The organism is Methyloversatilis sp. NSM2, from assembly GCF_038066675.1.
Classification (GTDB): Bacteria; Pseudomonadota; Gammaproteobacteria; order Burkholderiales; family Rhodocyclaceae; genus Methyloversatilis; species Methyloversatilis discipulorum_A.
Window position 1 is genome coordinate 395968 of the sequence record NZ_JBBUKV010000001.1, and the last position, 22041, is coordinate 418008.

The 22041-nt window shown below is 67.4% G+C and carries 21 protein-coding genes; 16 read left to right on the forward strand and 5 right to left on the reverse strand.

Translation table 11 applies throughout. The features are described from left to right. Window positions 1-14 precede the first annotated feature (14 nt). Window positions 15-938, reverse strand: a complete 924-nt coding sequence (locus WJU27_RS01845) for a LysR family transcriptional regulator (RefSeq protein ID WP_020165248.1) — start codon at window positions 936-938, stop codon at window positions 15-17. Window positions 939-1035: 97 nt separating this feature from the next. On the opposite strand from WJU27_RS01845, the gene WJU27_RS01850 reads away from it, so the two are divergent. Both WJU27_RS01850 and WJU27_RS01855 read left to right on the forward strand, forming a co-directional pair. Next, complete coding sequence (locus WJU27_RS01850; RefSeq protein ID WP_341420954.1) at window positions 1036-1812, forward strand: sulfite exporter TauE/SafE family protein; 777 nt, start codon at window positions 1036-1038, stop codon at window positions 1810-1812. Window positions 1813-1980: 168 nt separating this feature from the next. Continuing rightward, complete coding sequence (locus tag WJU27_RS01855) at window positions 1981-3102, forward strand: hypothetical protein (RefSeq protein ID WP_341420955.1); 1122 nt, start codon at window positions 1981-1983, stop codon at window positions 3100-3102. Between the two features lie 102 nt (window positions 3103-3204). Here the strand turns inward: WJU27_RS01855 and WJU27_RS01860 are convergent, their stop codons facing one another. Together WJU27_RS01860 and WJU27_RS01865 are read right to left on the reverse strand one after the other, a co-directional pair. After that, complete coding sequence (locus WJU27_RS01860) at window positions 3205-3831, reverse strand: LON peptidase substrate-binding domain-containing protein (RefSeq protein WP_296812500.1); 627 nt, start codon at window positions 3829-3831, stop codon at window positions 3205-3207. Beyond that, on the reverse strand, window positions 3828-4706 hold the full coding sequence (locus tag WJU27_RS01865) for a DUF6279 family lipoprotein (RefSeq protein ID WP_341420956.1): 879 nt from the start codon (window positions 4704-4706) through the stop codon (window positions 3828-3830). The genes WJU27_RS01860 and WJU27_RS01865 overlap by 4 nt, the downstream gene beginning before the upstream one ends. A 134-nt stretch (window positions 4707-4840) precedes the next feature. On the opposite strand from WJU27_RS01865, the gene WJU27_RS01870 reads away from it, so the two are divergent. The 5 genes from WJU27_RS01870 to WJU27_RS01890 all read left to right on the forward strand — a co-directional run bounded on the left by WJU27_RS01870 (window position 4841) and on the right by WJU27_RS01890 (window position 12739). Next, window positions 4841-7018, forward strand: a complete 2178-nt coding sequence (locus WJU27_RS01870) for an ABC transporter substrate-binding protein (protein WP_341420957.1) — start codon at window positions 4841-4843, stop codon at window positions 7016-7018. After that, entirely contained in the window at window positions 7015-7992 is a 978-nt protein-coding gene (locus tag WJU27_RS01875) for an ABC transporter permease (RefSeq protein WP_341420958.1), read from the forward strand. Before WJU27_RS01870 ends, WJU27_RS01875 begins: the two co-directional genes overlap by 4 nt. 247 nt (window positions 7993-8239) lie before the next feature. Beyond that, on the forward strand, window positions 8240-9688 hold the full coding sequence (locus WJU27_RS01880) for an ABC transporter permease (protein ID WP_341420959.1): 1449 nt from the start codon (window positions 8240-8242) through the stop codon (window positions 9686-9688). Then, entirely contained in the window at window positions 9685-11670 is a 1986-nt protein-coding gene (locus tag WJU27_RS01885) for an ABC transporter ATP-binding protein (protein ID WP_445928422.1), read from the forward strand. The genes WJU27_RS01880 and WJU27_RS01885 overlap by 4 nt, the downstream gene beginning before the upstream one ends. Window positions 11671-11695: 25 nt before the next feature. After that, complete coding sequence (locus tag WJU27_RS01890; RefSeq protein ID WP_341420961.1) at window positions 11696-12739, forward strand: NAD(P)H-dependent flavin oxidoreductase; 1044 nt, start codon at window positions 11696-11698, stop codon at window positions 12737-12739. 39 nt (window positions 12740-12778) lie between these two features. Here WJU27_RS01890 and WJU27_RS01895 read toward each other — a convergent pair whose 3' ends face one another. Next, complete coding sequence (locus tag WJU27_RS01895) at window positions 12779-14299, reverse strand: transglycosylase SLT domain-containing protein (protein ID WP_341420963.1); 1521 nt, start codon at window positions 14297-14299, stop codon at window positions 12779-12781. Window positions 14300-14473: 174 nt separating this feature from the next. Here WJU27_RS01895 and WJU27_RS01900 point away from each other — a divergent pair, with 174 nt between their 5' ends. After that, window positions 14474-15430: a GGDEF domain-containing response regulator gene (locus tag WJU27_RS01900; RefSeq protein WP_043363908.1), complete on the forward strand. Its 957-nt coding sequence runs from the start codon at window positions 14474-14476 to the stop codon at window positions 15428-15430. A gap of 21 nt (window positions 15431-15451) precedes the next feature. Here the strand turns inward: WJU27_RS01900 and gloB are convergent, their stop codons facing one another. Continuing rightward, window positions 15452-16213 carry a hydroxyacylglutathione hydrolase gene (gene gloB, locus WJU27_RS01905; protein WP_341420964.1) on the reverse strand — a complete coding sequence of 254 codons (762 nt, stop codon included), beginning with the start codon at window positions 16211-16213 and terminating at the stop codon, window positions 15452-15454. Window positions 16214-16288: 75 nt separating this feature from the next. On the opposite strand from gloB, the gene WJU27_RS01910 reads away from it, so the two are divergent. From WJU27_RS01910 to moaE, 8 genes are all read left to right on the forward strand, one after another. Next, window positions 16289-17026 carry a class I SAM-dependent methyltransferase gene (locus tag WJU27_RS01910; protein ID WP_020165235.1) on the forward strand — a complete coding sequence of 246 codons (738 nt, stop codon included), beginning with the start codon at window positions 16289-16291 and terminating at the stop codon, window positions 17024-17026. A 30-nt stretch (window positions 17027-17056) separates the two neighbouring features. Beyond that, window positions 17057-17491: a ribonuclease HI gene (gene rnhA, locus WJU27_RS01915; protein ID WP_341420965.1), complete on the forward strand. Its 435-nt coding sequence runs from the start codon at window positions 17057-17059 to the stop codon at window positions 17489-17491. 67 nt (window positions 17492-17558) lie between these two features. Then, window positions 17559-18278 (forward strand): DNA polymerase III subunit epsilon, encoded by a 720-nt coding sequence (gene dnaQ / locus WJU27_RS01920; RefSeq protein WP_341420966.1) that lies wholly within the window; start codon window positions 17559-17561, stop codon window positions 18276-18278. A gap of 127 nt (window positions 18279-18405) precedes the next feature. Then, window positions 18406-19443 carry an isocitrate/isopropylmalate family dehydrogenase gene (locus WJU27_RS01925; protein WP_341420967.1) on the forward strand — a complete coding sequence of 346 codons (1038 nt, stop codon included), beginning with the start codon at window positions 18406-18408 and terminating at the stop codon, window positions 19441-19443. Between the two features lie 149 nt (window positions 19444-19592). Beyond that, the gene (gene mobB / locus WJU27_RS01930; RefSeq protein ID WP_341420968.1) at window positions 19593-20087 is read left to right on the forward strand and encodes a molybdopterin-guanine dinucleotide biosynthesis protein B; all 495 of its coding nucleotides are present in this window, start codon (window positions 19593-19595) and stop codon (window positions 20085-20087) included. Next, on the forward strand, window positions 20084-21301 hold the full coding sequence (locus WJU27_RS01935; RefSeq protein ID WP_341420969.1) for a molybdopterin molybdotransferase MoeA: 1218 nt from the start codon (window positions 20084-20086) through the stop codon (window positions 21299-21301). Before mobB ends, WJU27_RS01935 begins: the two co-directional genes overlap by 4 nt. 5 nt (window positions 21302-21306) lie before the next feature. Further along, window positions 21307-21561: a molybdopterin converting factor subunit 1 gene (gene moaD, locus WJU27_RS01940; RefSeq protein WP_020165229.1), complete on the forward strand. Its 255-nt coding sequence runs from the start codon at window positions 21307-21309 to the stop codon at window positions 21559-21561. Between the two features lie 21 nt (window positions 21562-21582). Next, the gene (gene moaE, locus WJU27_RS01945; protein ID WP_296812480.1) at window positions 21583-22041 is read left to right on the forward strand and encodes a molybdopterin synthase catalytic subunit MoaE; all 459 of its coding nucleotides are present in this window, start codon (window positions 21583-21585) and stop codon (window positions 22039-22041) included.

The following is a 22041-nucleotide window of genomic DNA, read 5'->3' on the forward strand; positions in this document are numbered from 1 at the left end:
GCCGACGGCAACCGTTACCGGCCGGTAACGCTTTCATCTGCGCCGGGCCGGAAATCGGCGAAGCGCTCGGCAAGGAAGTCGACGAAGGCACGTACACGCGCCGACAGCTGGTGGTGCGGCGGCCAGATGGCGTGGATGTCGGCCGCAGTGCCGGCCCAGGGTTCGAGCAGGCGCACGAGCTGGCCGTCGCGCAGCTGCGGTGCGATGTCCCATTCCGAGCGCAGCAGGATGCCGTGGCCGTCCAGCGCCCAGTCGACCGCGATTTCGCCGTGGTTGGTACCGAGCGGTCCGGCCACCTTCACCTTCACTTCGCGCGTGCCGTCGGACAGTACCCAGGTGTTGAAGGCGTCGTCGTTCTCGCGGATGACGATGCAGCGGTGCGCGCGCAGCGCCTGTGGCGTATCCGGTGCGCCGAACGCGGCCACATAGGACGGCGCCGCGCACAGCAGCCGGCGGTTGCGGGCGATGCGCCGCGCATGCACGTGGGTGTCGGGCGGCGGACCGAAGCGGATCGCCAGATCCATGCCGTGGCTTTCGAGGTCGAGCGGGCGGTCGGTCAGGTGCAGCACGACCTCGACTTCGGGCCAGAGCCGCGCGAACTCGGACACCGCTGGCGCCAGATGGCGGCGACCGAAACCGAAGGTGGCATTGATGCGCAGCAGGCCGCTCGGCACCGCCCGGCTGGCGGCGAGCGAGCGTTCGAGCGCGTCGATGTCGCGCAGGATGCGTTCGCCCTCTTCGAGATAGCGCTCGCCCTCGGCGGTCAGGCTGACCCGGCGCGTCGTGCGGTTGAGCAGGCGCACACCGAGCCGCGCTTCCAGCGCCGCCAGCCGCCGGCTCACCGCGGGCGGCGTCACGCCCAGCTGCTGGGCGGCTGCGGCGAGGCTGGGCTGGCGGGCCAGCGCGCTGAAGAAGAGCAGATCGGCGGCGTCTTTCATTGATGACTTCAAAAGCAATGATCGTTTGAATTTCTGATCATTGTAGTTATGGATGGCTTGAATAGCATGGTTGCCATCGATCTCTCCCTGCTCAGTGATGGCTTTCCAAGACCTTCTGATCACGCTTCCGCTCGGCGCCGCGCTGGGTTTCTTTGGCGGCCTGTTCGGCATCGGCGGCGGTGTCATCGCCATTCCGCTGCTGGCGCTCGCCTTCGGCATGGACCAGGCGCTGGCTCAGGGCACGGCGCTGGTGATGATGGTGCCCAATCTGCTCGTCGGCTGGTGGCGCTACCAGCGCCGGCACCCGGTGCCTGTTTCGCGCGTGCTGGCGATTGCCGCCGTCGCCACCGCCACCACCGCCGTGACCGCCCATTTCGCGGCGCGGCTGGACCCGACCCTGCTGCGCATGCTGTTCGGTGGCTTCATGGCGGCGCTGTCGGTGTCGCTGCTGTGGCGCTCGGCGCCGTCGGCACAGAGCGCTGCACCGCGGCCGCGCGACACGCTGATTCCGCTGGTCGGCGTGGTCGGCGGCAGCAGCATGGGTCTGCTCGGCGTCGGCGGCGGGCTGGTCGCGACGCCGCTGTTCGTGCGTCTGTTCGGCCAGCGGCAGACGGTGGCGCAGAGCCTCGCACTGGCGCTGGTGACGCCGAGCGCCGTCGTCGCGCTGGCCAGCTACGCACAGGCGCACAAGGTCGACTGGAGCATGGGGCTGCCGCTGGCCGCGGGCGGCCTGTTCACGGTGGCGGCCGGCGTTGCGCTCGCTCACAGGTTGCCGGAGCGTCGCATGCAGAGGCTGTTCGCTGTGCTGCTCGCCCTGAGTGCGTTGCCCATGCTGCCTTGGCGCGTGCTGCCGTGGCAGGTGCAGGTGTATTGATTCTCTGCAACAGAAATTCACGATTGCTCGAAAAGCGCCGTGCCTGTTAGCGTCCCGACTCCACCCAGAGGCGGGTATTCCACCCGAATTCCCTGTCATAGGCTTTTCATACCCTTGCGACATCATTGATACTCGGCGTCAGGGGCAGTCCAAACAGGAGAAAACAGGATGCTGCGAAAGACCGTGTGCTTGACTTTGTGGATCGGGATGACATCGCTGGCACAGGCCGCGCCAGCGTATTCGGTGAACGTGCTGGGTATGGCGGACGACTACGCCAACCTGACGCTTGGCGCCGCAGGACAGATCGTGGCCGATTTCTCATTGCTCGATCCGGTGGCGGGAGCGTGGATTCACCGCTCCGTTCTTTTCGCGAACGGCAGCCAGACAGCATTGAGCGGACCAGATGGTGGCAGTTTCCATGCGGTAAGTATTGCCGACAACGGTGCTGTGTTCGGTAACGTCGGCGCCCACATTGGCGGGAGCAGGCCCGCGGTGTGGCATGACGGCGTAGCAAGTTACATCGATCTTCCGGCAGGTGCCGATTCAGGATGGATCACGGGAGGAAACGCCTTCGGCGATGCCGTCGGTTTCGTGACATCCGGCTCAGGTGATCGCGTCGAGGTGCTGTGGGGGCGCGACGGCTCTGTGACCACGCTCGATTCCGGCGGTCAGTACGCGTGGTTTCATGCATACGGTGTTTCTGATTCCGGCGTGGTGATTGGTCATGGCGCCACGATGGCGGATGAAGACGACGACGGCTTCTACGACGACGAGCGCATCCTGTCATGGAGCGAAGGTTCGTTCCATGACCTTGGCCCCCGTCTCAATGACATTGATCCGAGAAGGATCAATGCGGCGGGGCAGGTCATCGGAATTGGCGTCGCAAACGAGGACGGCAGCTTGACGGCAGGCTTCCGCATCGATGCCGACGGCTCAGTGCATATGTTGTCGGCGCCCGGTGCGGAGAGCGCTGCCGTCGAGGACATCAACGAGGCCGGGTGGAGTGTGGGTTCCGGCTGGAAGAACGGCGAGCAGTCTTTTGCCGTGCTATGGCGCGACGGTGACGGCGTCGATCTGAATGACCTCATCGATCCGGCTTCCGGTCTGACTGTCATTGACGCGCGCGCCATCAACGACGCCGACCAGATTGCCGCGCTCGCGGTGGATGCGGATGGTGCAACCCGTGTGGTGCTGCTGACCCCGGTACCCGAACCTCATGCCTGGGCGCTGCTGCTGGGTGGCACGCTCGTTCTTTTCCGCCGGGTGCGCCGTCAGGTTGGCGCGGCGTGAGATCGCTCACCGCAGCGGCTGGACCCTGACGGCCACGTGTCGTCCGGTCGAATACGTCGCCAACTCGTATTCGGAAGACGGTCATTCCCCGCGATTGCGGGCTCAGCCCTCGAAACTGCTGCGGTCGAGCACGTCGCCGACCAGTTCGAGCCGCAGCAGCGGGTCGCGCATTTCCATCAGCCGCTGTTTGTCGTCCGGCTGCAGCGGCAGTAGTTCGCACCAGCGGTTGGCGACCCAGCCCGCGTCGTCGAAATGCTTCGGTGTATCCGACGGCGTGAATTCGGATGCGGTCAGCGCGTCGAGCACGCGTACCAGAGCGGCCGCGACGTAGGTGAGGTCGGGCGGCACGGCGCAGGGCGGGTCGGCCGGAATGTCCTCGACGTCGGCCATCCACAGTCCGTGCGGCGTCTGCGTACTGGCGGTGACGCGAAAGCGCGTGCTGCCGCGGGTGAATATTTCGTACAGCCCGGGCTGCGGTTGCGCGAAGTGGGTGATCACCGCTCGCGTGCCGACGGCGTGAAAGCGCTCGGGCGCCGGCGCGCCAGCGCGCATCACTTCGTTGCCCTGGATCAGCGACACGACGCCGAAGGGCGTGCCGGCGCGGTGGCACTTCTTGATCATGTCGAGGTAGCGCACCTCGAAGATGCGCAGCGGCAGCAGGCCGTCCGGAAACAGCACGGTGCCCAGCGGGAACAGCGGAATGGCTTGGTCGGTCAGCGTGGTCGTCATGAGCGGGCCTGCTGGGTGGTCGGCGTGCGGCAGGTGATGCCATCGAGTTCGGCGGCGAAGCTGGAAACTTCGCGCTGCAGGTGCCGGCGCTGCGTGTCGGTCAGCGAAGCCGACAGTTCGCTCAGCGCCTGCGCGGCGCGCGCGCGGTTGTCGCGGAAGGCCTGGGCGTAGCCCGCCGTCCAGTGTCTTTCGGGTGCGACGAACATGGCCTCGAGTTCGCGCCTGAACGCATCCGGCGCGAGGTCGGTACGCGCCAGCAGATCGGCCATCGCAGCCTGCCAGCGGCGCCGGCTTTCCAGACTGTCGTCGCTGCGACTGCGCACCTCGCGCGCCCAGCGGTCGACGATGTCGCGCTGTGCCGGCGTGAGCCGGCCGATCCAGTTCTCGATGCGTTCGCGCAGCCGCGTGCTGCGCTCGCGCACGATGTCTTCCGCGGACGGTTCGACCCAGTCCTTCACGTATTCGCGGGTATTGCGTTCGAAGCGGCGCTTCAGTGCGGCGATCTGCTCCGGCTTCGCGCCGGCGACCAGCGGCCCGATTTCGCGCGCGGCTTCGCTGGCGGCGGTGCGGGCGAAGCCGAGCACGGTGTCGATGTGAGCGTCGATGCGCGCCACGTCGGCACCGGCGCGCAGATCGGCATCGACCTGCCTGAGCCAGCCGGCGTAACCCGGCAGCTGGCTGCTGCAGTGCCAGTCCACCCAGCGCGTCAGCGCCGGCTGCACGGCGGCGCGCTGCGTGCTGTCCAGCGGCAGGTAGTCGTCCAGTCGCCAGGCAATCAGCCGGTCGAGCTGGTTATAGCCGACCTGCACCATGCTGCAGGCGGCCAGCAGCACGGTGGTCAGAAAAAGCAGCAGGAGGCGTCGCCAGTCGGCCATTGCAATGTCGGGATGAGGGTTGCGCGATCGGGCACAGGATGGACTCTAGACCCGTATCGCGGCCACGGGTTCGTGCGAAACCTTTTTCCGCCGGCCTGCTCACAGAGCGAACGCCGCCGCCTACAATCGCGCCCATGACCCGACCGCGCCTGTCGATCCGCTCCCTGCGCCGCCTGCTGGCCTTGTCGTCGACGCTGCTGCTGGCGGCCTGCGGCGAGGTGTGGAACGACCCCTACCCGGCGGCCGAGAGCGGACAGAACATCCTCTACACCGCTTTTACCGACCGGCCGAAGCACCTCGATCCGGTGCAGTCGTACAGCGAGAACGAAATCACCTTCACGGCGCAGATCTACGAAGCACCGCTGCAGTATCACTACCTGAAGCGCCCGTTCGAACTGGTTACCGCGACCGCCGAGGCGATGCCGTTGCCGCGCTTCTACGACGCATCGGGCCGCGAACTGCCGGCCGACGCGCCGGCCGCCGATATCGCCGAGTCGGTGTATGAGATCCGCATCAAGCCGGGCATCCGCTACCAGCCGCACCCGGCACTGGCGCGCGACGACGCTGGCAACTACCTGTATCACGAGGGCGGCCCCGGAGAGCGGCGCACGCTGTACGACTTCGAGCGGACCGGCACGCGCGAACTGGAAGCGGCCGACTACATCTACCAGATCAAGCGCCTGGCGCACCCGGGCCTGCATTCGCCGGTGTTCGGGCTGATGAGCGACTACATCGTCGGCCTGAAGGAATACGGCGACACGCTGAAGGCGGCGGCGAAGTCGCTGCCGCCGGGCGGCTGGCTGGATCTGCGCAAGCACGAGCTCGCCGGGGTCGAACTGGTGGACCGCCACACCTACCGCATACGACTCAAGGGCAAGTACCCGCAGTTCCTGTACTGGCTGGCCATGCCCTTCTTCGCGCCGGTGCCGTGGGAAGCCGACCGCTTCCATGCGCAGCCGGGCATGGCGGAGCGCAACCTGACGCTGGACTGGTATCCGATAGGCACCGGCCCCTACATGCTGAGCCAGAACGACCCGAACGCGCGCATGGTGCTGACGCGCAATCCGAACTTCCGCGACGAAACCTATCCCTGCGAAGGGGAGGAGGGCGATCGCGAGGCCGGACTGCTGGCCGACTGCGGCAAGCGTCTGCCGCTGGTCGATCAGGTCGTGTTCACGCGCGAGAAGGAACAGATTCCGTACTGGAACAAGTTCCTGCAGGGCTATTACGACGCCTCCGGCATCAGTTCCGATTCCTTCGATCAGGCGGTGCAGTTCGGCCAGACCGGCGAGGTGAACCTGAGCGACGACATGAAGGCGCAGGGCATACGGCTGCAGACCTCGGTGTCCACCTCGACCATGTATATGGGCTTCAACATGCTGGACCCGGTGGTCGGCGGCATGGGCGAGCGCGGGCGCAAGCTGCGTCAGGCCATCGGCATCGCACTCGACCAGGAGGAGTTCATTTCCATCTTCCAGAACGGCCGCGGACTGCCGGCGCAGTCGCCGCTGCCGCCCGGCATCTTCGGTTACCGCGACGGCCGCGAAGGCATGAACGCCTTCATGTACAACTGGGTGGACGGCGAGCCGCGGCGCAAGCCGATCGAGGCGGCGAAGACCTTGCTGGCCGAAGCGGGCTGGCCGGGCGGGCGCGATGCGAAGACCGGCGAGCCGCTGGTGATCAATCTAGACACCACCGGCACCGGCCTCGGCAGCAAGGCGCGCATCGACTGGCTCACCAAGCAGTTCGACAAGCTGGGCGTGCAGCTGGTGGTGCGCAGCACCGACTACAACCGCTTCCAGGACAAGATACGCAAGGGCGCTGCCCAACTCTTCTTCTGGGGCTGGAACGCTGACTACCCGGATCCGGAGAACTTCCTCTTCCTGCTCTACGGCCCGCAGTCCAAGGTGAAGGTGCAGGGCGAGAACGCGGCCAATTACGAGAGCGCCGAATTCGACCGCCTGTTCGAGCGGATGAAGGCGATGGACAACGGCCCGGAGCGCCAGGCCATCCTCGACCGCATGCTCGAAGTGCTGCGCCACGACGCGCCCTGGGTGTGGGGTTACCACCCGAAGAGCTACGGGCTGGAACACAGCTGGGTGTTCAACCGCAAACCATCGACCGTGGCCAACAACACGATGAAGTACACCCGCATCGATCCGGCGCTGCGTGAGGCGAAACGCGCCGAATGGAACCGTCCGGTGCGCTGGCCGCTGTTCGCCTTCGCCGCGCTGCTGCTCGCGCTGGTTTGGCCCGCCTGGCGCCACTGGAAGCGCTCGGAACAGGCGCGTGCGGTGGGAGCGGGCACATGATCGCCTACATCATCCGCCGCCTGCTCTATGCCATCCCGATTCTTATAGGGGTGAACCTGATCACCTTCGTGCTGTTCTTCGTCGTCAATTCGCCGGACGACATGGCGCGCATGCAGCTCGGCGCCAAGCGGGTGACGCCGGAGGCGATCGAGAAATGGAAGGCCGAGCGCGGCTACGACCGGCCGCTGGTGTGGAACGCCGATGCGGCCGGACTGGCTAAGGCCACCGACACGATACTGTTCGACAAATCGATGCGCATGTTCGTGTTCGACTTCGGTCGCGCCGACGACGGCCGCGACATCGCGCTGGAGATCGGCAACCGCATGGGGCCCAGCCTCGCCATCGCGATACCGACCTTCCTGCTCGGTCTGTTCGTCACGGTGAGCTTCGCGCTGCTGCTGGTGTTCTTCCGCAACACCGCGCTCGACGTCGGCGGCGTCGTGCTGTGCGTCGCGGCGATGTCGATCTCCGGCCTGTTCTACATCATCGGCGGCCAGTATCTGGTCAGCAAGGTGTGGAACCTGGTGCCGATTTCCGGCTACGCGCCCGGGCTGGACGCCGGCAAGTTCCTGATACTGCCGGTGCTGATCAGCGTGGTCGGCGGCATCGGTTCGTCGGCGCGCTGGTACCGCACGCTGTTTCTAGAAGAGATCAACAAGGACTACGTCCGCACCGCCCGCGCCAAGGGGCTGTCGGAGCTGCGCGTGCTGTTCCGCCACGTGCTGAAGAACGCGATGATCCCCATCCTGACCGGTGTGGTCGTCGTGATCCCGCTGCTGTTCATGGGCTCGCTGCTGTTGGAGAGCTTCTTCGGCATCCCGGGCCTGGGCAGCTACACGATAGACGCGATCAACTCCCAGGACTTCGCGGTCGTGCGCTCGATGGTGTTCATCGGCTCGGTGCTCTACATCGTCGGCCTGCTGCTGACCGATATTTCGTACACGCTGGTCGATCCACGGGTGAGACTGCAATGACGGCCCCCACGCTCACTTCGTTCGCTCGGGAGGGCCGGCTTTGCATAGCGGGCCCGTTCGGCCGGCGCGGCGCCGTGCGCCGCGCAACCCCGGCTTCACCCCCCCGAGGGAGCTGCGCTTGGCCGCGGTCGGCTTTGCATAGCCGACCGGTTGTGCGGGCGGCGAGCAGTGCTCGCCGAATCCCCCGCTCCACCCCTTGGGGCGGCCCGGCGGGCGGCGCGATGGCGTGGCTGTCGGTGGGGGACGCATGATCTTCAAACCCGTACTCCTCTGGTCCGACCTCCTGCTGTGGGCGCTGGTCGCCGGCGCCGTGCTGCTGGCCATGTACTGCCGCAGTCAGGACTACCTGCGACGCGCCTGGCGGCGGGTCGGCGAATCGGCGGCGGCGATTGCCTCGGTCACGGTACTGGCGGTATTCGTCGCGGTCGGCCTGCTCGATTCGCTGCACTACCAGCCGCGCCTGCCGGCGCAGCAGGGCAGCAGCGAAATCCAGTACGCGCCGGAAGTGCTGTCGGCCCTCGACGCGCTGTTCGCCGACCTCAGGCTGAACAAGGAAAAGACCTATTCGGCGCCACTGGCTACGCACGGTTTCGCCAAGGAGACGATGGAGCGCGACGGCGTGCAGACGCGCGACTATCCGCGCCTGCTGTTCGGCGGCGCCCACCTCGACGATCTGTCGCAGCATGAGGCCGATCTGCGCAGTCGCGCATTGTCGGGCGCGCTCAAGGGCGCCTTGCTGTGGGCGGCGTTCACCGGCCTCGTCGTCGGCCTGCTTGCGCTCGCGCAGCGGCGCAGCTACGCCGACACCTGTCGCGCGGTATGGCGACCTCAGCTGTCGTCCGAGCGGCCGATCGCCTGGCGGGCGGTTTTCGTCACGGCCGCCGTGCTCTGTCTGCTCGGCGGCGTCATCGCCGCCTGGGCCGACGGCTACCACGTGTTCGGCACCGACAAGGTGGGGCAGGACGTGCTCTATCTGTCGCTGAAATCGGTGCGCACCGCGCTGCTGATCGGCACGCTGACCACGCTGGTGACCTTGCCGCTGGCGATCGCGCTTGGCCTGATCGCCGGCTTCCGCGGCGGCTGGTGGGACGACGCGATCCAGTACCTGTACACGGTGCTGAACTCCATCCCGGGCGTGCTGCTGATCGCTGCCATGGTGCTGATGATGCAGGTGATCATCGACACCCACCCGGAGTGGTTCGAAACCGCCGCCGAACGTGCCGACGCACGGCTGCTGGCGCTGTGCTTCATCCTCGGCCTGACCTCGTGGACCGGCCTGTGCCGCCTGCTGCGCGCCGAGACGCTGAAGCTGCGCGAACTCGATTACGTGCAGGCGGCGCGCGCCTTCGGTGTCAGCGATGCGCGCATCATGGCGCGCCACGTGCTGCCCAACCTGATGCACATCGTGCTGATCGCGCTGGTGATGGATTTCTCTGGTCTGGTGCTGTCGGAGGCGGTGCTGTCCTACATCGGCATCGGCGTCGACAGCTCGATGAACAGCTTCGGCACGATGATCAACGCCGCGCGGCTGGAGCTGTCGCGCGAGCCGGTCGTGTGGTGGTCGCTGGCCGCTGCCTTCGTGCTGATGCTGGCACTGGTGCTGGCCGCCAACCTGTTCGCTGACGCGGTGCGCGATGCCTTCGATCCGCGCTTCCAGTGGCGGGCGCGCCGCACGTTGAAGAGGGCCGCAGCATGAACATGCCCTTGCTCGAAGTGCGCGGCCTCACTGCCGAACTCGACACGCCGGCCGGCATCGCGCGCGCCGTCGATGCGCTCGACTTCGACGTGCGCGCCGGCGAAACGATGGCGCTGCTGGGGGAGTCCGGCTGCGGCAAGTCGATGACGGCGAACGCGCTGATGCGGCTGCTGCCCGACGTCGGCTATATCGCCGGTGGCAGCGTCCGACTGTCCGGCCGCGAACTGACGGCGCTGACCGAGGCCGACATGCGCGAGGCGCGCGGCCGCGACATGGCGATGATTTTCCAGGAGCCGGGCACCAGCCTGAATCCGGTGCTCACCGTGATGCAGCAGATTGGCGAGGTACTGTCGCTGCACCGCGGGCTGCGCGGCGCGGCGGCGCGCGCGCGCGCGCTCGAACTGATGGCCGCGGTCGGCATTCCGGACGCGGCGCGCCGGCTCGACGAATATCCTTTCCAGTTCTCCGGCGGCATGAAGCAGCGCGTCATGATCGCGATGGCGCTGGCCGGCGAGCCGAAGCTGCTGATCGCCGACGAGCCGACCACCGCGCTCGACGTGACGATACAGGCGCAGGTGCTCGATCTGCTGGCGAAGCTGCAACGCGAACAGGGGATGGCGTTGCTGCTGATCACGCACGACCTCGGCGTGGTCGCGCGCATGGCGCAGCAGGTGGGTGTCATGTACGCCGGCCAGCTGATCGAACGCGCGCCGCGCGCAGCCTTCTTCGCGCAGCCTGCGCACCCGTATTCGCAGCTGCTGTTCGCCGCCTTGCCCGATACGGCGCGGCGCGGCGAGCTCGCCACCATCCGCGGCTCGGTGCCGCCGCTGACCTCCGATTTCCGCGGTTGCCGCTTCGCCGAGCGCTGCCCGCAGGCGTGGGCCCGTTGCCATGATGAGGCGCCGGCCTGGCAGACGGCGGGCGACGGGCAGCAGGTGCGTTGCCACCTGTACGACCCGGCCGAGGCGGGCCGCAGTGCGCAGCACGTCGCACCGTCCGCGGGTGCCGCCGAAGCCGCGCAGTCGGGCGAGACGCAGCCGCTGCTGAGCGTGCGCGAGCTGAAGGTGCACTTCCCGATCCGCCGCGGCATCCTGCAGCGCACGGTGGGCCACGTGCGCGCGGTCGATGGCGTTTCGCTGGATATCCGTGCCGGGCGCACGCTGGCGCTGGTCGGCGAATCCGGCTGTGGCAAGACCACCGCCGGCAAGGCCGTGCTGCGACTGATCGAGCCGACCGCCGGCAGCGTGACGCTGGGCGGTCAGGATGTCGGCGCCGCGTCGGGTGCGGCATTGCGCGAACTGCGCGCGCAGATGCAGATGGTGTTCCAGGACCCGTACGGCTCGCTGAACCCGCGCATGCGGGTCGGCGAAATCATCTCCGAGGGCATGTCGGCGCTGAAGCGCGCGGGTGGCGACGAGGCGGTGCGCGCACTGCTCGAACAGGTCGGCCTGCGACCGGACATGGCCGACCGCTACCCGCACGAATTCTCCGGTGGCCAGCGGCAGCGCATCGCCATCGCGCGCGCGCTCGCGGTGCAGCCGCGACTCATCGTGTGCGACGAACCGACGTCGGCACTCGATGTGTCGGTGCAGGCGCAGATACTGAATCTGCTGCGCCGGCTGCAGCGCGAGCTCGGACTGGCCTATCTGTTCATCACGCACAACATCGCGGTGGTCGAGCACCTGGCGCACGACGTCGCGGTGATGTATCTGGGCCGGATAGTCGAGAGCGGTCCGGTCGATCGCGTGCTGCGCGCGCCGCGTCATCCCTACACGCAGGCGCTGCTGTCGGCGGTACCGCGCATCGATGGCGCGCAGCAGCCGCAGAAGCTGGCGGGCGATCTGCCGTCGCCGGCCAGTCCGCCGTCCGGCTGTGCCTTTCACCCGCGCTGTCCGCGTGCGCAGGCGCGATGTTCGACCGAGCTGCCGCCGCTGGCGGGCGAGGGCGACCGTCACGCCGTGGCCTGCTGGTATCCGGACTGAGCGCGGTCGACGCAAGGAGGAAACGATGACATTTCCGGCTATCGCAGGCCTGCGCCTGCCACTGATCCAGGCGCCGATGGCCGGTGTGCAGGATCACCGGCTTGCAGCGGCCGTGTCGAACGCAGGCGGTCTCGGTTCGCTGCCGGCCGCCATGCTGGGTGCGGACGCCTTGCACGACCAGCTGAGCGCGTTGCAGGCGCTCACCGACCGGCCGATCAACGTCAATTTCTTCTGTCATGTGCAGCCGTCGCCGGACGCGGCGCGCGAGGCTCGCTGGCGCGCTGCGCTTGCGCCGTATTACGCCGAGTTCGATGTCGATCCGGCGCAAGTGTCGGCCGGGCCGGGGCGCATGCCTTTCAGTGCCGACATGGCCGATGTGCTCGAAGCCTTTCGTCCGGCGGTCGTCAGTTTCCACTTCGGGCTGCCGGCGGCCGATCTGCTGGCGCGGGTCAAGGCCTGGGGCGCGTGCGTGCTGGGCTCCGCCACCACGGTGGCCGAGGCGCGCTGGCTGGAAGCGCACGGCGCCGATGCGATCATCGCGCAGGGGCTGGAGGCGGGCGGTCACCGCGGAAATTTCCTGTCCGACGATCTGAGCGAACAGCTCGGCACCTTTGCGCTGCTGCCGCAGGTGGTGCGCGCGGTGTCGCGCCCCGTCATCGCCGCCGGCGGCATTGCCGACGCCCGGGGCGTGGCGGCCGCGATGGCGCTGGGGGCGAGTGCGGTGCAGGTCGGTACCGCCTATCTGTGCTGTCCCGAGGCGACGACCTCGGCCGTGCATCGCGCGGCGCTGGGCAGCGAGGCGGCACGTCACACCGCGCTGACCAATGTGTTTTCCGGGCGACCGGCGCGTGGCATCGTCAATCGAGCGATGCGCGAACTGGGGCCGATCAGCGCCGACGCGCCTCCGTTTCCGCTCGCCACGGCGGCGATGGCGCCGCTGCGTGCGCGCGCCGAAGCGGCCGGAAGCAGTGATTTCTCGCCGCTGTGGTGCGGCCAGAATGCCGCCGGCTGCCAGCCGGTGCCCGCGGCCGAACTGACGCGGCTGCTGTCGGCAGGCTTCGCGCTCTGAGCGTGCGTCGGGCGGCCGGGCGTACGCAGCTGGGGGCTGCTATTTCTTCGGTGTCGGCTTCTTTGCCGCAGGTTTCTTCACCGGAATGACGGCCTTCTTCTTGGCCGCAGGCGCGGCAGTTTTCTTCTGCACTGCCGGTTTCACCGCCTTGTTGCCGGATGGCGGCGTGATCGGCACGTTCACCCAGCGCCCATTCCGCTTGACCCGCTTGTACTTCGGCTTGGTCACGCCCAGACGCGGCGCCTCTTCGGCGTTGCCGGCACCGTCAAGCGACAGGCTGCTGTTCTCGTCGGGCACCAGCAGCGTGGTGCCCGGACCGATCTTCACTGTCGGTGACAGTCCGTTGAAGCGGCGCAGCCGCCACTCGGTCACCCCGAAGCGGCGGATGACGGTGGCCAGCGTTTCCTTCGGACCCAGCGTATAGGTGCGCCACGGCGCACCGGCTGCCGGTGCGGCATCGGCGTCACGGTTGCTGAGGTTGGACATGAAGGTGTCGACTGCGTGCGATGGCAGCACCAGCTGCGCGCCGCCTTCGCCAGCGCGGATGACCGGCCGCTTGTGCTGCGGGTTGAGCGCCTTGATCTCGGCTACCGGCACATCGGCCAGTCGCGCCGCAGTGGCCAGATCCATGGTCGGCGCTTCGGCCACCAGCGTGAAGTAGGGCTTGTTCTCGACCGTATCGAGTTCGATGCCGAACAGTTCCGGCTGGGCAATGATGTTCTTCAGCGCCTGCAGCTTGGGCACGTAGTGCCGCGTTTCGTTCGGCATGTTCAGCGACGCGTAGTCGGTCGGCAGGCCGGCCGCCTGATTGCGCATGACCGCGCGACCGACCGCGCCTTCACCCCAGTTGTACGAGGCGAGCGCCAGGTGCCAGTCGCCGTGCATTTCGTAGATACGCTGCAGATATTCGAGCGCCGCCGCTGTCGAGGCGACGATGTCGCGACGGTCGTCGCGCTGCGCGTTCTGTTCCAGGCCGTAGAGCTTGCCGGTCGACGGGATGAACTGCCACAGCCCGGACGCCTTGGCGACCGACAGCGCCTCCGGGTTGTAGGCGCTTTCCACCATGGGCAGCAGCGCCAGTTCGGTCGGCAGGCCGCGTTTCTCGATTTCCTCGACGATGTGGAACATGTAGCGGCGGCCGCGCTCGGTCATCCGCCGGAAGTAGTCCGGGCGGTTCAGGTACCAGGCCTGGTGCTCCGCCACCAGCGGGTGGTCCAGATCGGCCATGCCGAAACCCTTGCGGATGCGTTCCCACAGGTCGTCCGGCGGCACGGTGAGGTCGATCGGCCTGATCGCTTCTTCTTCATTGGCGATCACTTCGGTCGGTTGCGGAAAGGGAATCGGCTCCGCCTTGCCCGGCTTGATGCCAGGCGTGGTACGGGCGGGGGCCTCCGGGGTTCGACGTGCTGCCGGGCGTTCGACCGTGCGGGCACCAGCCGAAGCGCCCGGGGGCTCGGCCGGTTCTTCGGGCACGACGCCCGTGGCCGCGCAGCCGGCGAGCGTTGCGGCCGCCAGCACGAGCAGCGAACGGCGCAGCAGGGAAACGATGAAATGCGGCATTGCGGCGAAAGAGCCAAACCCCGAATGCTAGCCAGCCTGAGCGGCCAGCGTCAAACCTTGCTGTCGGGGCGGGGTTGAAGGAGTGCGGATTGACCGCACGTCGCGGACGGGGTTCGTCGGTATTGTCCTATGGCTTTGTAAGGTTATGATGGCGAATAAAAAAAGGGTGTGTCCATGAAAGCGCTGGTCATCGAAGATTCCCAGACAGGGCTCGCTGTCGTCAGCCAGCATCTGGAGCGGATGGGGATACTGCCTATTGCCGCCACCGACGGAGAGAGTGGTGTGGCGGCGTTCCGCCAGCACAATCCGGACATCGTGCTGCTCGACGTGGTGCTGCCGGGCATGGACGGCTACGAAGTCGCGCGCCGCATCCGCGCCATCGAGCAGTCGGGCGAATGGACACCCATCATCTTCCTGACCGCGCGCACGGCCGATACCGATCTCGTGCAGGGCATCACTGCCGGCGGCGACGACTATCTTTTCAAGCCGATCAGCGAAGTGGTGCTCGCCGCCAAGGTGCGTGCGATGCAGCGCATCCTGCAGATGCGTTACTCGCTGGTGGTGCTGACGCGCAAGCTCGACGCTGCCAACCAGGAACTCACCCGCCTCACCTCGCTCGACGGCCTGACCGGCCTCTCCAACCGTCGCCATTTCGACGAAACGATGCTGCGCGAGTGGCGCCGTGCGGCGCGCTACAAGCGTCCGCTGTCGCTGGTGCTGGTCGATGTCGATCATTTCAAGCAGTACAACGACACCTACGGCCATCTGGCAGGCGACGAGTGTCTGAAGACGGTGGCCAGTGCATTGCAGGCGGTGTCGCGCCGGCCGAGCGATCTGGTGGCGCGCTATGGTGGCGAGGAATTCGCGCTGGTGCTGCCGGAAACCGATCTGTCCGGCGCGCGCAGCGTGGCCGAAGGCCTGTGCGACGCGATCCGTGCGCTGCAGCTGCCGCACGCGGCGGCGGCGTCGGGCCACGTGACGATCAGCGTCGGCGTGGCCAGCCTGATGCCGGGCAACGGCGCCGGCGGCCCGCAGAACCTGATCGCCGAAGCCGACCTCGCGCTCTACGCGGCGAAGTCGGGTGGGCGCGATCGCGTGGGTTTCAGACAGGTCGAGACCGTCGCGGGCTGATGCCCGCGCAGGCCGGCGATTTCAGAACACGTTCTTCCATTCACGCAATACCGCGAACACCTCGACCGGGCTGTCCAGTCTGCGGCCTGCGCGCGCTTCCGCCGCGCGGATGACCGCCGGCTCGCGAGCACGCAGGAAGGGGTTGGTCGCCAGTTCGTCAGCCAGAGCGCTCGGCACGCTTGGCAGACCGGCCTCGCGCTGCTTCGCCACGCGGCGGATGCGCGCCAGCAACGCCTGATTGTCCGGTTCGACCGCCAGCGCAAAGCGCAGATTGGCCTGCGTGTATTCGTGCGCGCAGTACACACGGGTGTGCAGCGGCAGCGAGGCAAGCCGCGACAGCGAGTGCCACATCTGTTCCGCGCTGCCCTCGAACAGCCGCCCACAGCCGGCGGCGAACAACGTGTCGCCGCAGAACAGCAGGTCGCCGCCGACGTAGGCGATGTGGCTGCGCGTGTGACCGGGCACTTCCAGCACGGCGAAGGTGGCCGCGAGCGCGGGCAGGACGACGCGCGATCCTTCGCGCACCACCTCGTCGATGTGCTCGATGCGCTCGTCGGCCGGGCCGAACACGCGGGCGCTGGTGCGCCGTTTCAGTTCGCCGAGGCCGCCGATGTGGTCGGCGTGGTGATGGGTGATCAGGATGGTGTCCAGGCGCAGCGAATGTTCGTCGAGTGCGGCCAGCACCGGGGCGGCATCGCCCGGATCGACCACCAGCGCCCGGTCACCTGCGGCGGCGAGCCAAAGATAGTTGTCGCCAAATGCGGGGATCGGATATATCTTCATCCGCCCGATTCTGGCGGCTGGGCTCTGCGTTGACAATGCACCGGCCACGATCCGCCCGCCCCACGCCTCTTGCCCATGTCGATTCCCGGTCTGCACGAATGGTTGGACACGCCGCAGGGACAGTATGTCCAGCGCTGGGAGCACGCGCGGGTCGACCAGATCGTGGCCGACGTGTTCGGCTACAACGCGGTGCAGATCGGGCTGCTGGAACACGACTACCTGCGCGCCAACCGGATGCCGTTCAAGCTCTATTGCGAGGACGCGAAGCCGGGCCCGCCGCGGGCGCTGATCTGCGATCCGGTGCAGTTGCCGTTTGCGGCGACCAGTGTCGATCTGGTCGTGCTGCCGCACGTGCTCGAATTCGCCAGCGATCCGCACGCGGTGCTGCGCGAGGTCGAACGCGTGCTGGTGCCGGAGGGGCAGGTGCTGGTGACCGGCTTCAATCCGTTCAGCCTGTGGGGGGCGCGACGGCGCCTGCGCGAGCGCGACCCTTTCCCGTGGAATGGCGACTGGCTGTCGGTGCCGCGCCTGCGCGACTGGTTCAAGCTGCTCAGCCTGGACACCCAGGCCGGCTGCTTCGGCTGTTACTGCCCGCCGGTACTCAGCGAGAAATGGCTGGCGCGCTGGCACTTCATGGAAACTGCCGGCGATCGCTGGTGGCCCTTTCTCGGTGGCACCTACGTGCTGCAGGGAATCAAGCGCGTGCGCGGCATGCGTCTCATCATGCCGACCTGGCGCGACCGCCGGGCGGCCGCGCGCGCGCTGGCAACCGTCAGCCCGCGTGCGCAGAAGGACAAGGCGGCGGGGCAGTGACGCACCGCCACCTCGAATACGGAGCATTCATTGGAAGAAGTCATCATCTATACCGACGGCGCCTGCAGCGGCAATCCGGGCCCGGGCGGCTGGGGCGCGCTGCTGAAGAGCGGCGCGCACGAGAAGGAAATGTCGGGCGGCGAACTGTCGACCACCAACAACCGAATGGAACTGATGGCGGTGATCGAGGCACTGAACGCACTGAAGAAACCGGTGCGCGCGGTGGTCTATACCGACTCGCAGTACGTGCAGAAGGGCATCAGCGAGTGGATACACGGCTGGAAGCGCAAGGGCTGGAAGACGGCCGGCGGCGATCCGGTCAAGAACGTGGACCTGTGGAAGGCGCTCGACGCCGCGGCCGGCGTGCATCAGGTCGAATGGAAATGGGTGAGGGGTCACGCCGGTCACCCGGAGAACGAACGCGCCGACCGGCTGGCGCGGGACGCCATCCCGGCCCGTCGTTGATCGCTGTCAGCGAACTGCAAGTTCTGGCCGGTACAATCCGGCCCGCCTCAAGGAGCCGCCTTTCCCCATGATTCGCCAGATCATCCTCGATACCGAAACCACCGGACTGGAGTGGCAGAACGGCGACCGGCTGATCGAAATCGGCTGCGTCGAACTGGTCGGGCGCAAGCGCACCGGCCGTCGGCTGCACATGTACGTGAATCCGGAGCGCGAGGTGCCGGAGGGCGCGGTGGCGGTGCACGGCATCACCACCGACTTCCTCGCCGACAAACCGAAATTCCGCGACGTGGTCGATGAGTTCGTCGATTTCGTGCGCGACGCGGAACTGGTCATCCACAACGCAGCCTTCGACGTCGGCTTCCTCGACAACGAACTGAATATCGTCGGCCGGCCGCCGTTGCGCGAAACCTGCGCGTGGCCGGCGATCGATACCGTGCGCATGGCGCGCGACATGTTCCCGGGCAAGCGCGCCAACCTCGACGCGCTGTGCGAGCGCTTCGGCATCGAGAACTCGCACCGTGAGTTCCACGGCGCGCTGCTCGACGCGGAACTGCTGGTCGAGGTCTATCTGGCGATGACCCGGGGTCAGGAAAGCCTGATCATCGACCTCGAACCGGAGACCTCCGCGGTGCGTGCTGCCGCGGCGGCGCGCCCGCGTGGTGCATTGCGCCGGGTGCAGGCAAGCGAGGCTGAACGGGCCGAACACGAACGCGTGCTGGCCGAGATCGACAAGGCCAGCGGCGGCGCCACGGTCTGGCGCAAGCTCGAACCGGTGCAAGCCGGATGAATACAGGGTCGGCCGGCAGACCCGAAGCCGAGGCAGGTTTCTTGCTTCAGCGGCCGGACATTTCCGGATGCGTCGCCAACCCGGTGACGCGGTCCGGGGACAATGAACCATTACAGGAGACCCCCGAATGAGCGCGCAGAAAATCCCCGCCACACTGATCCCCGGTGACGGCATCGGACCGGAAATCATGGAAGCCGCGCTGGCGGCGCTCGAAGCGGTGGGGGCTCCGTTCGAGTGGGAAGAGATGCCTGCCGGCATGGGGGCGCTGAAGAACGAGGGCGACCCGCTGCCGGCCAAGACGCTGGACAGCATCCGCCGTACCCGGCTGGCACTGAAGGGGCCGCTGGAAACCCCGGTCGGCGGCGGTTTCCGCTCGATCAACGTGCGCCTGCGCGAGGAGTTCAAGCTGTACGCCAACATCCGCCCGGCGCGCACGCTGATCCCGGGTGGCCGTTACGACAACATCGACCTCATCGTCTGCCGCGAGAACCTCGAAGGCCTGTACATGGGCTACGAGCACTTCATCCCGATCGAGGGCGACCCGCACGCGGTGGCGATGTCGACCGGCGTGAACACCCGCCAGGGCGCACGTCACATCCTTGAATACGCCTTCGAACACGCGATCGCGCTCGGCCGCAAGAAAGTGACCGTGGTGCACAAGGCCAACATCATGAAGGCGCTGACCGGCATCTTCCTGGAGACGGCCGAGCAGATGTACGAGGAGCGCTACAAGGGCAAGATCCAGTTCGAACAGGTCATCGTCGACGCCTGCTGCATGAAGCTGGTGATGAACCCCTGGCAGTTCGACGTGCTGGTCACCACCAACCTGTTCGGCGACATCCTGTCCGACCTGACCGCCGGCCTGGTCGGCGGCCTGGGCATGGCGCCCGGTTCCAACATCGGTGCCGACGCGGCCATCTTCGAAGCGGTGCACGGCTCGGCACCGGACATCGCCGGCAAGGGCATCGCCAATCCGACCGCGCTGGTGCTGGCCGCCGCGCTGATGCTCGACCACGTGAACATGCAGGACAAGGGCGACCGCATCCGCAAGGCGGTGTCGGAAACGCTGAACATCGACAACGTCCGCACCGGCGATCTGGGCGGCCGCGCCAGCACCAAGGAGTACACCGCCGCACTGGTTGCCCGCATCCGCAACAACGGCTGAACCGCCGGCTGAGCGGTCTGCGCCACGACCGTTCCATCCGGCCGGCGGCGTCCGGAGATCGACCTCCTCAGGTCCGGTTTCCGGACGTGGTCCGCCAGCCCGGCCCGCTTCCGGGCGATAATCGCGTTTTTCCCGCGCCCGCCCACCCCATGAAAGTTTTCGGATTTGCCGGCTACAGCGGTTCCGGCAAGACCACGCTGATCGAGCAGCTGATTCCTCACTTCGTGCTGGAGGGGCTGACCGTGTCGCTGATAAAGCACGCGCACGCTGGCTTCGACATCGACAAGCCGGGTAAGGATTCGCACCGCCTGCGCGAAGCCGGCTGCACCGAAGTGATGCTGGTGTCGAACAACCGCTGGGTGCTGATGCACGAGTTGCGCGGCCGTCCCGAACCGACACTGGACGAGCAGATCGCCGCGATGGGCGACTGCGATCTGCTGCTGGTCGAGGGCTACAAGGCCTCGCCGATCCCGAAGCTGGAAATCCACCGCCCGTCCTACGGCCGGCCGCTGATGTATCCGGACAATCCGCATGTGGTGGCGGTCGCCACCGACGAGTCGATGGAACTTCCGCTGCCCCGGCTCGACCTGAATGACGTGGAAGCCATCGCCGGCTTCATCCTTCGCCACCAGGGATTCAGATGAACGAAATGCTCTCGCTGGACGCTGCGGTCGATCGTTTGCTGTCCGCAGCGCGCCCGATATCCGATACCGAGACCGTATCGACCTTCGCCGCCGCCGGCCGTGTGCTGGCCGCCGACCAGCGGTCGACGCTCACCGTGCCGCCGCACGACAACTCCAGCATGGACGGCTACGCCGTGCGTCTGGCCGATCTGGATGCGGCCGGCTGCTGCCTGCCGGTGAGCCAGCGCATTCCGGCCGGTCATGTCGGTGCGCCGCTGGCCGCCGGCACCTGCGCGCGCATCTTTACCGGCGCGCCGGTGCCGCCGGGCGCCGACGCCATCGTGATGCAGGAGTCGACACGTACGACGGAGGCCGGCGTCTGCTTCGACGAGATACCGAAGGCCGGTGCGTGGATACGCCGCGCCGGCGAGGACATCCGTGAGGGTGATGTGGTGCTCGCCGCCGGTACCCGGCTGCGCGCGCAGGAAGTCGGACTGGCCGCGTCGATCGGACTGGCCGACGTGCCGGTGGTACGCCGGCCGCGCGTCGCGCTGTTCTCGACCGGCGACGAACTGGTCATGCCGGGCGAGCCGCTGCCGCCGGGTGGCATCTACAACTCCAACCGTTACACGCTGCGCGCGCTGTGCGAAACGCTGGGGTGCGAAGTGCTCGACCTGGGCATCGTGCCGGACCGGCTCGACGCCACCCGTGCCGCGCTCCGCGAGGCCGCGGCGAACTGCGACCTGATCCTGACCAGCGGCGGCGTCGGCGTCGGCGAGGAAGACCACATCAAGCCGGCGCTGACCGCCGAAGGTGGACTGGACAGCTGGAAGATCGCGATGAAGCCGGGCAAGCCGCTGGCGCACGGCCATGTGAAGCGCGCCGACGGTGGTCATGCCGATTTCCTCGGCCTGCCCGGCAATCCGGTGTCCAGCTTCGTCACCTTCCTGCTGCTGGTGCGCCCCTTCATCCTGCGTCGCATGGGCGTGGCCGACGTTGCCGCGCAGCCATTCATGGTGCGCGCCGATTTCGACTGGCCGCGCCCCGACCGCCGGCGCGAATTCCTGCGCGTGCGCCGCAACGCCGACGGCGGGCTGGAACTGTTTCCGAACCAGAGTTCGGGCGTGCTGACCTCCACCGTGTGGGGCAGCGGGCTTGCCGATATCGCCGCCGGCCAGGTGGTGAAGCGGGGCGACACCGTGCCCTTCCTGTCCTTCGAATCCCTGCTTTATTGAAAACCATGAAGATCAAGGTGCTCTATTTCGCCGCACTGCGCGAAGCGCTGGGTTCGCCCGGCGAAACGATCGAACTGTCCGAGAGCGCGACCACGCTGACCGCGGTCCGTGCGCTGATCGCCGGCCGCGGCGGCGACTGGGACAAGCTCGCGCAGATGAAGAACCTGCGCGCAGCAGTGAACCAGCGCATGGCCGAGCCGGATGCCGTGGTCGCCGACGGCGACGAAGTGGCCTTCTTCCCGCCGGTCACCGGCGGCTGAGTCGGCACTGAGGAGACGAGCATGAGTGTGAGCGTGCAGCAGGCCGATTTCGACATCGGCGCCGAGATCGACGCGCTGCTGGCCGGCCGTACCGACGTCGGCGCGGTGGCCACCTTCACGGGTCTGGTGCGTGACGTGAACGATGGTTCCGGCGTGCATGCGATGACGCTGGAGCACTACCCGGGCATGACCGAAGCGGCGCTGGAGGACATCGTCGCGCAGGCGAAATCACGCTGGGACATCCTCGCCGTGCGGGTGATCCACCGCGTCGGCACGCTGCAGCCGGCCGATCGCATCGTGCTGGTCGTCGTTGCCGGCAGTCACCGCGGCGAAGCTTTCGCCGCCTGCGAATTCATCATGGATTACCTGAAGACCCGCGCGCCGTTCTGGAAGCGCGAGGACACGCCGGAAGGCAGCCGCTGGGTCGATGCGCGCGAATCCGACGACAGCGCCGCCGAGCGCTGGAAGCAGGGCGGCTGA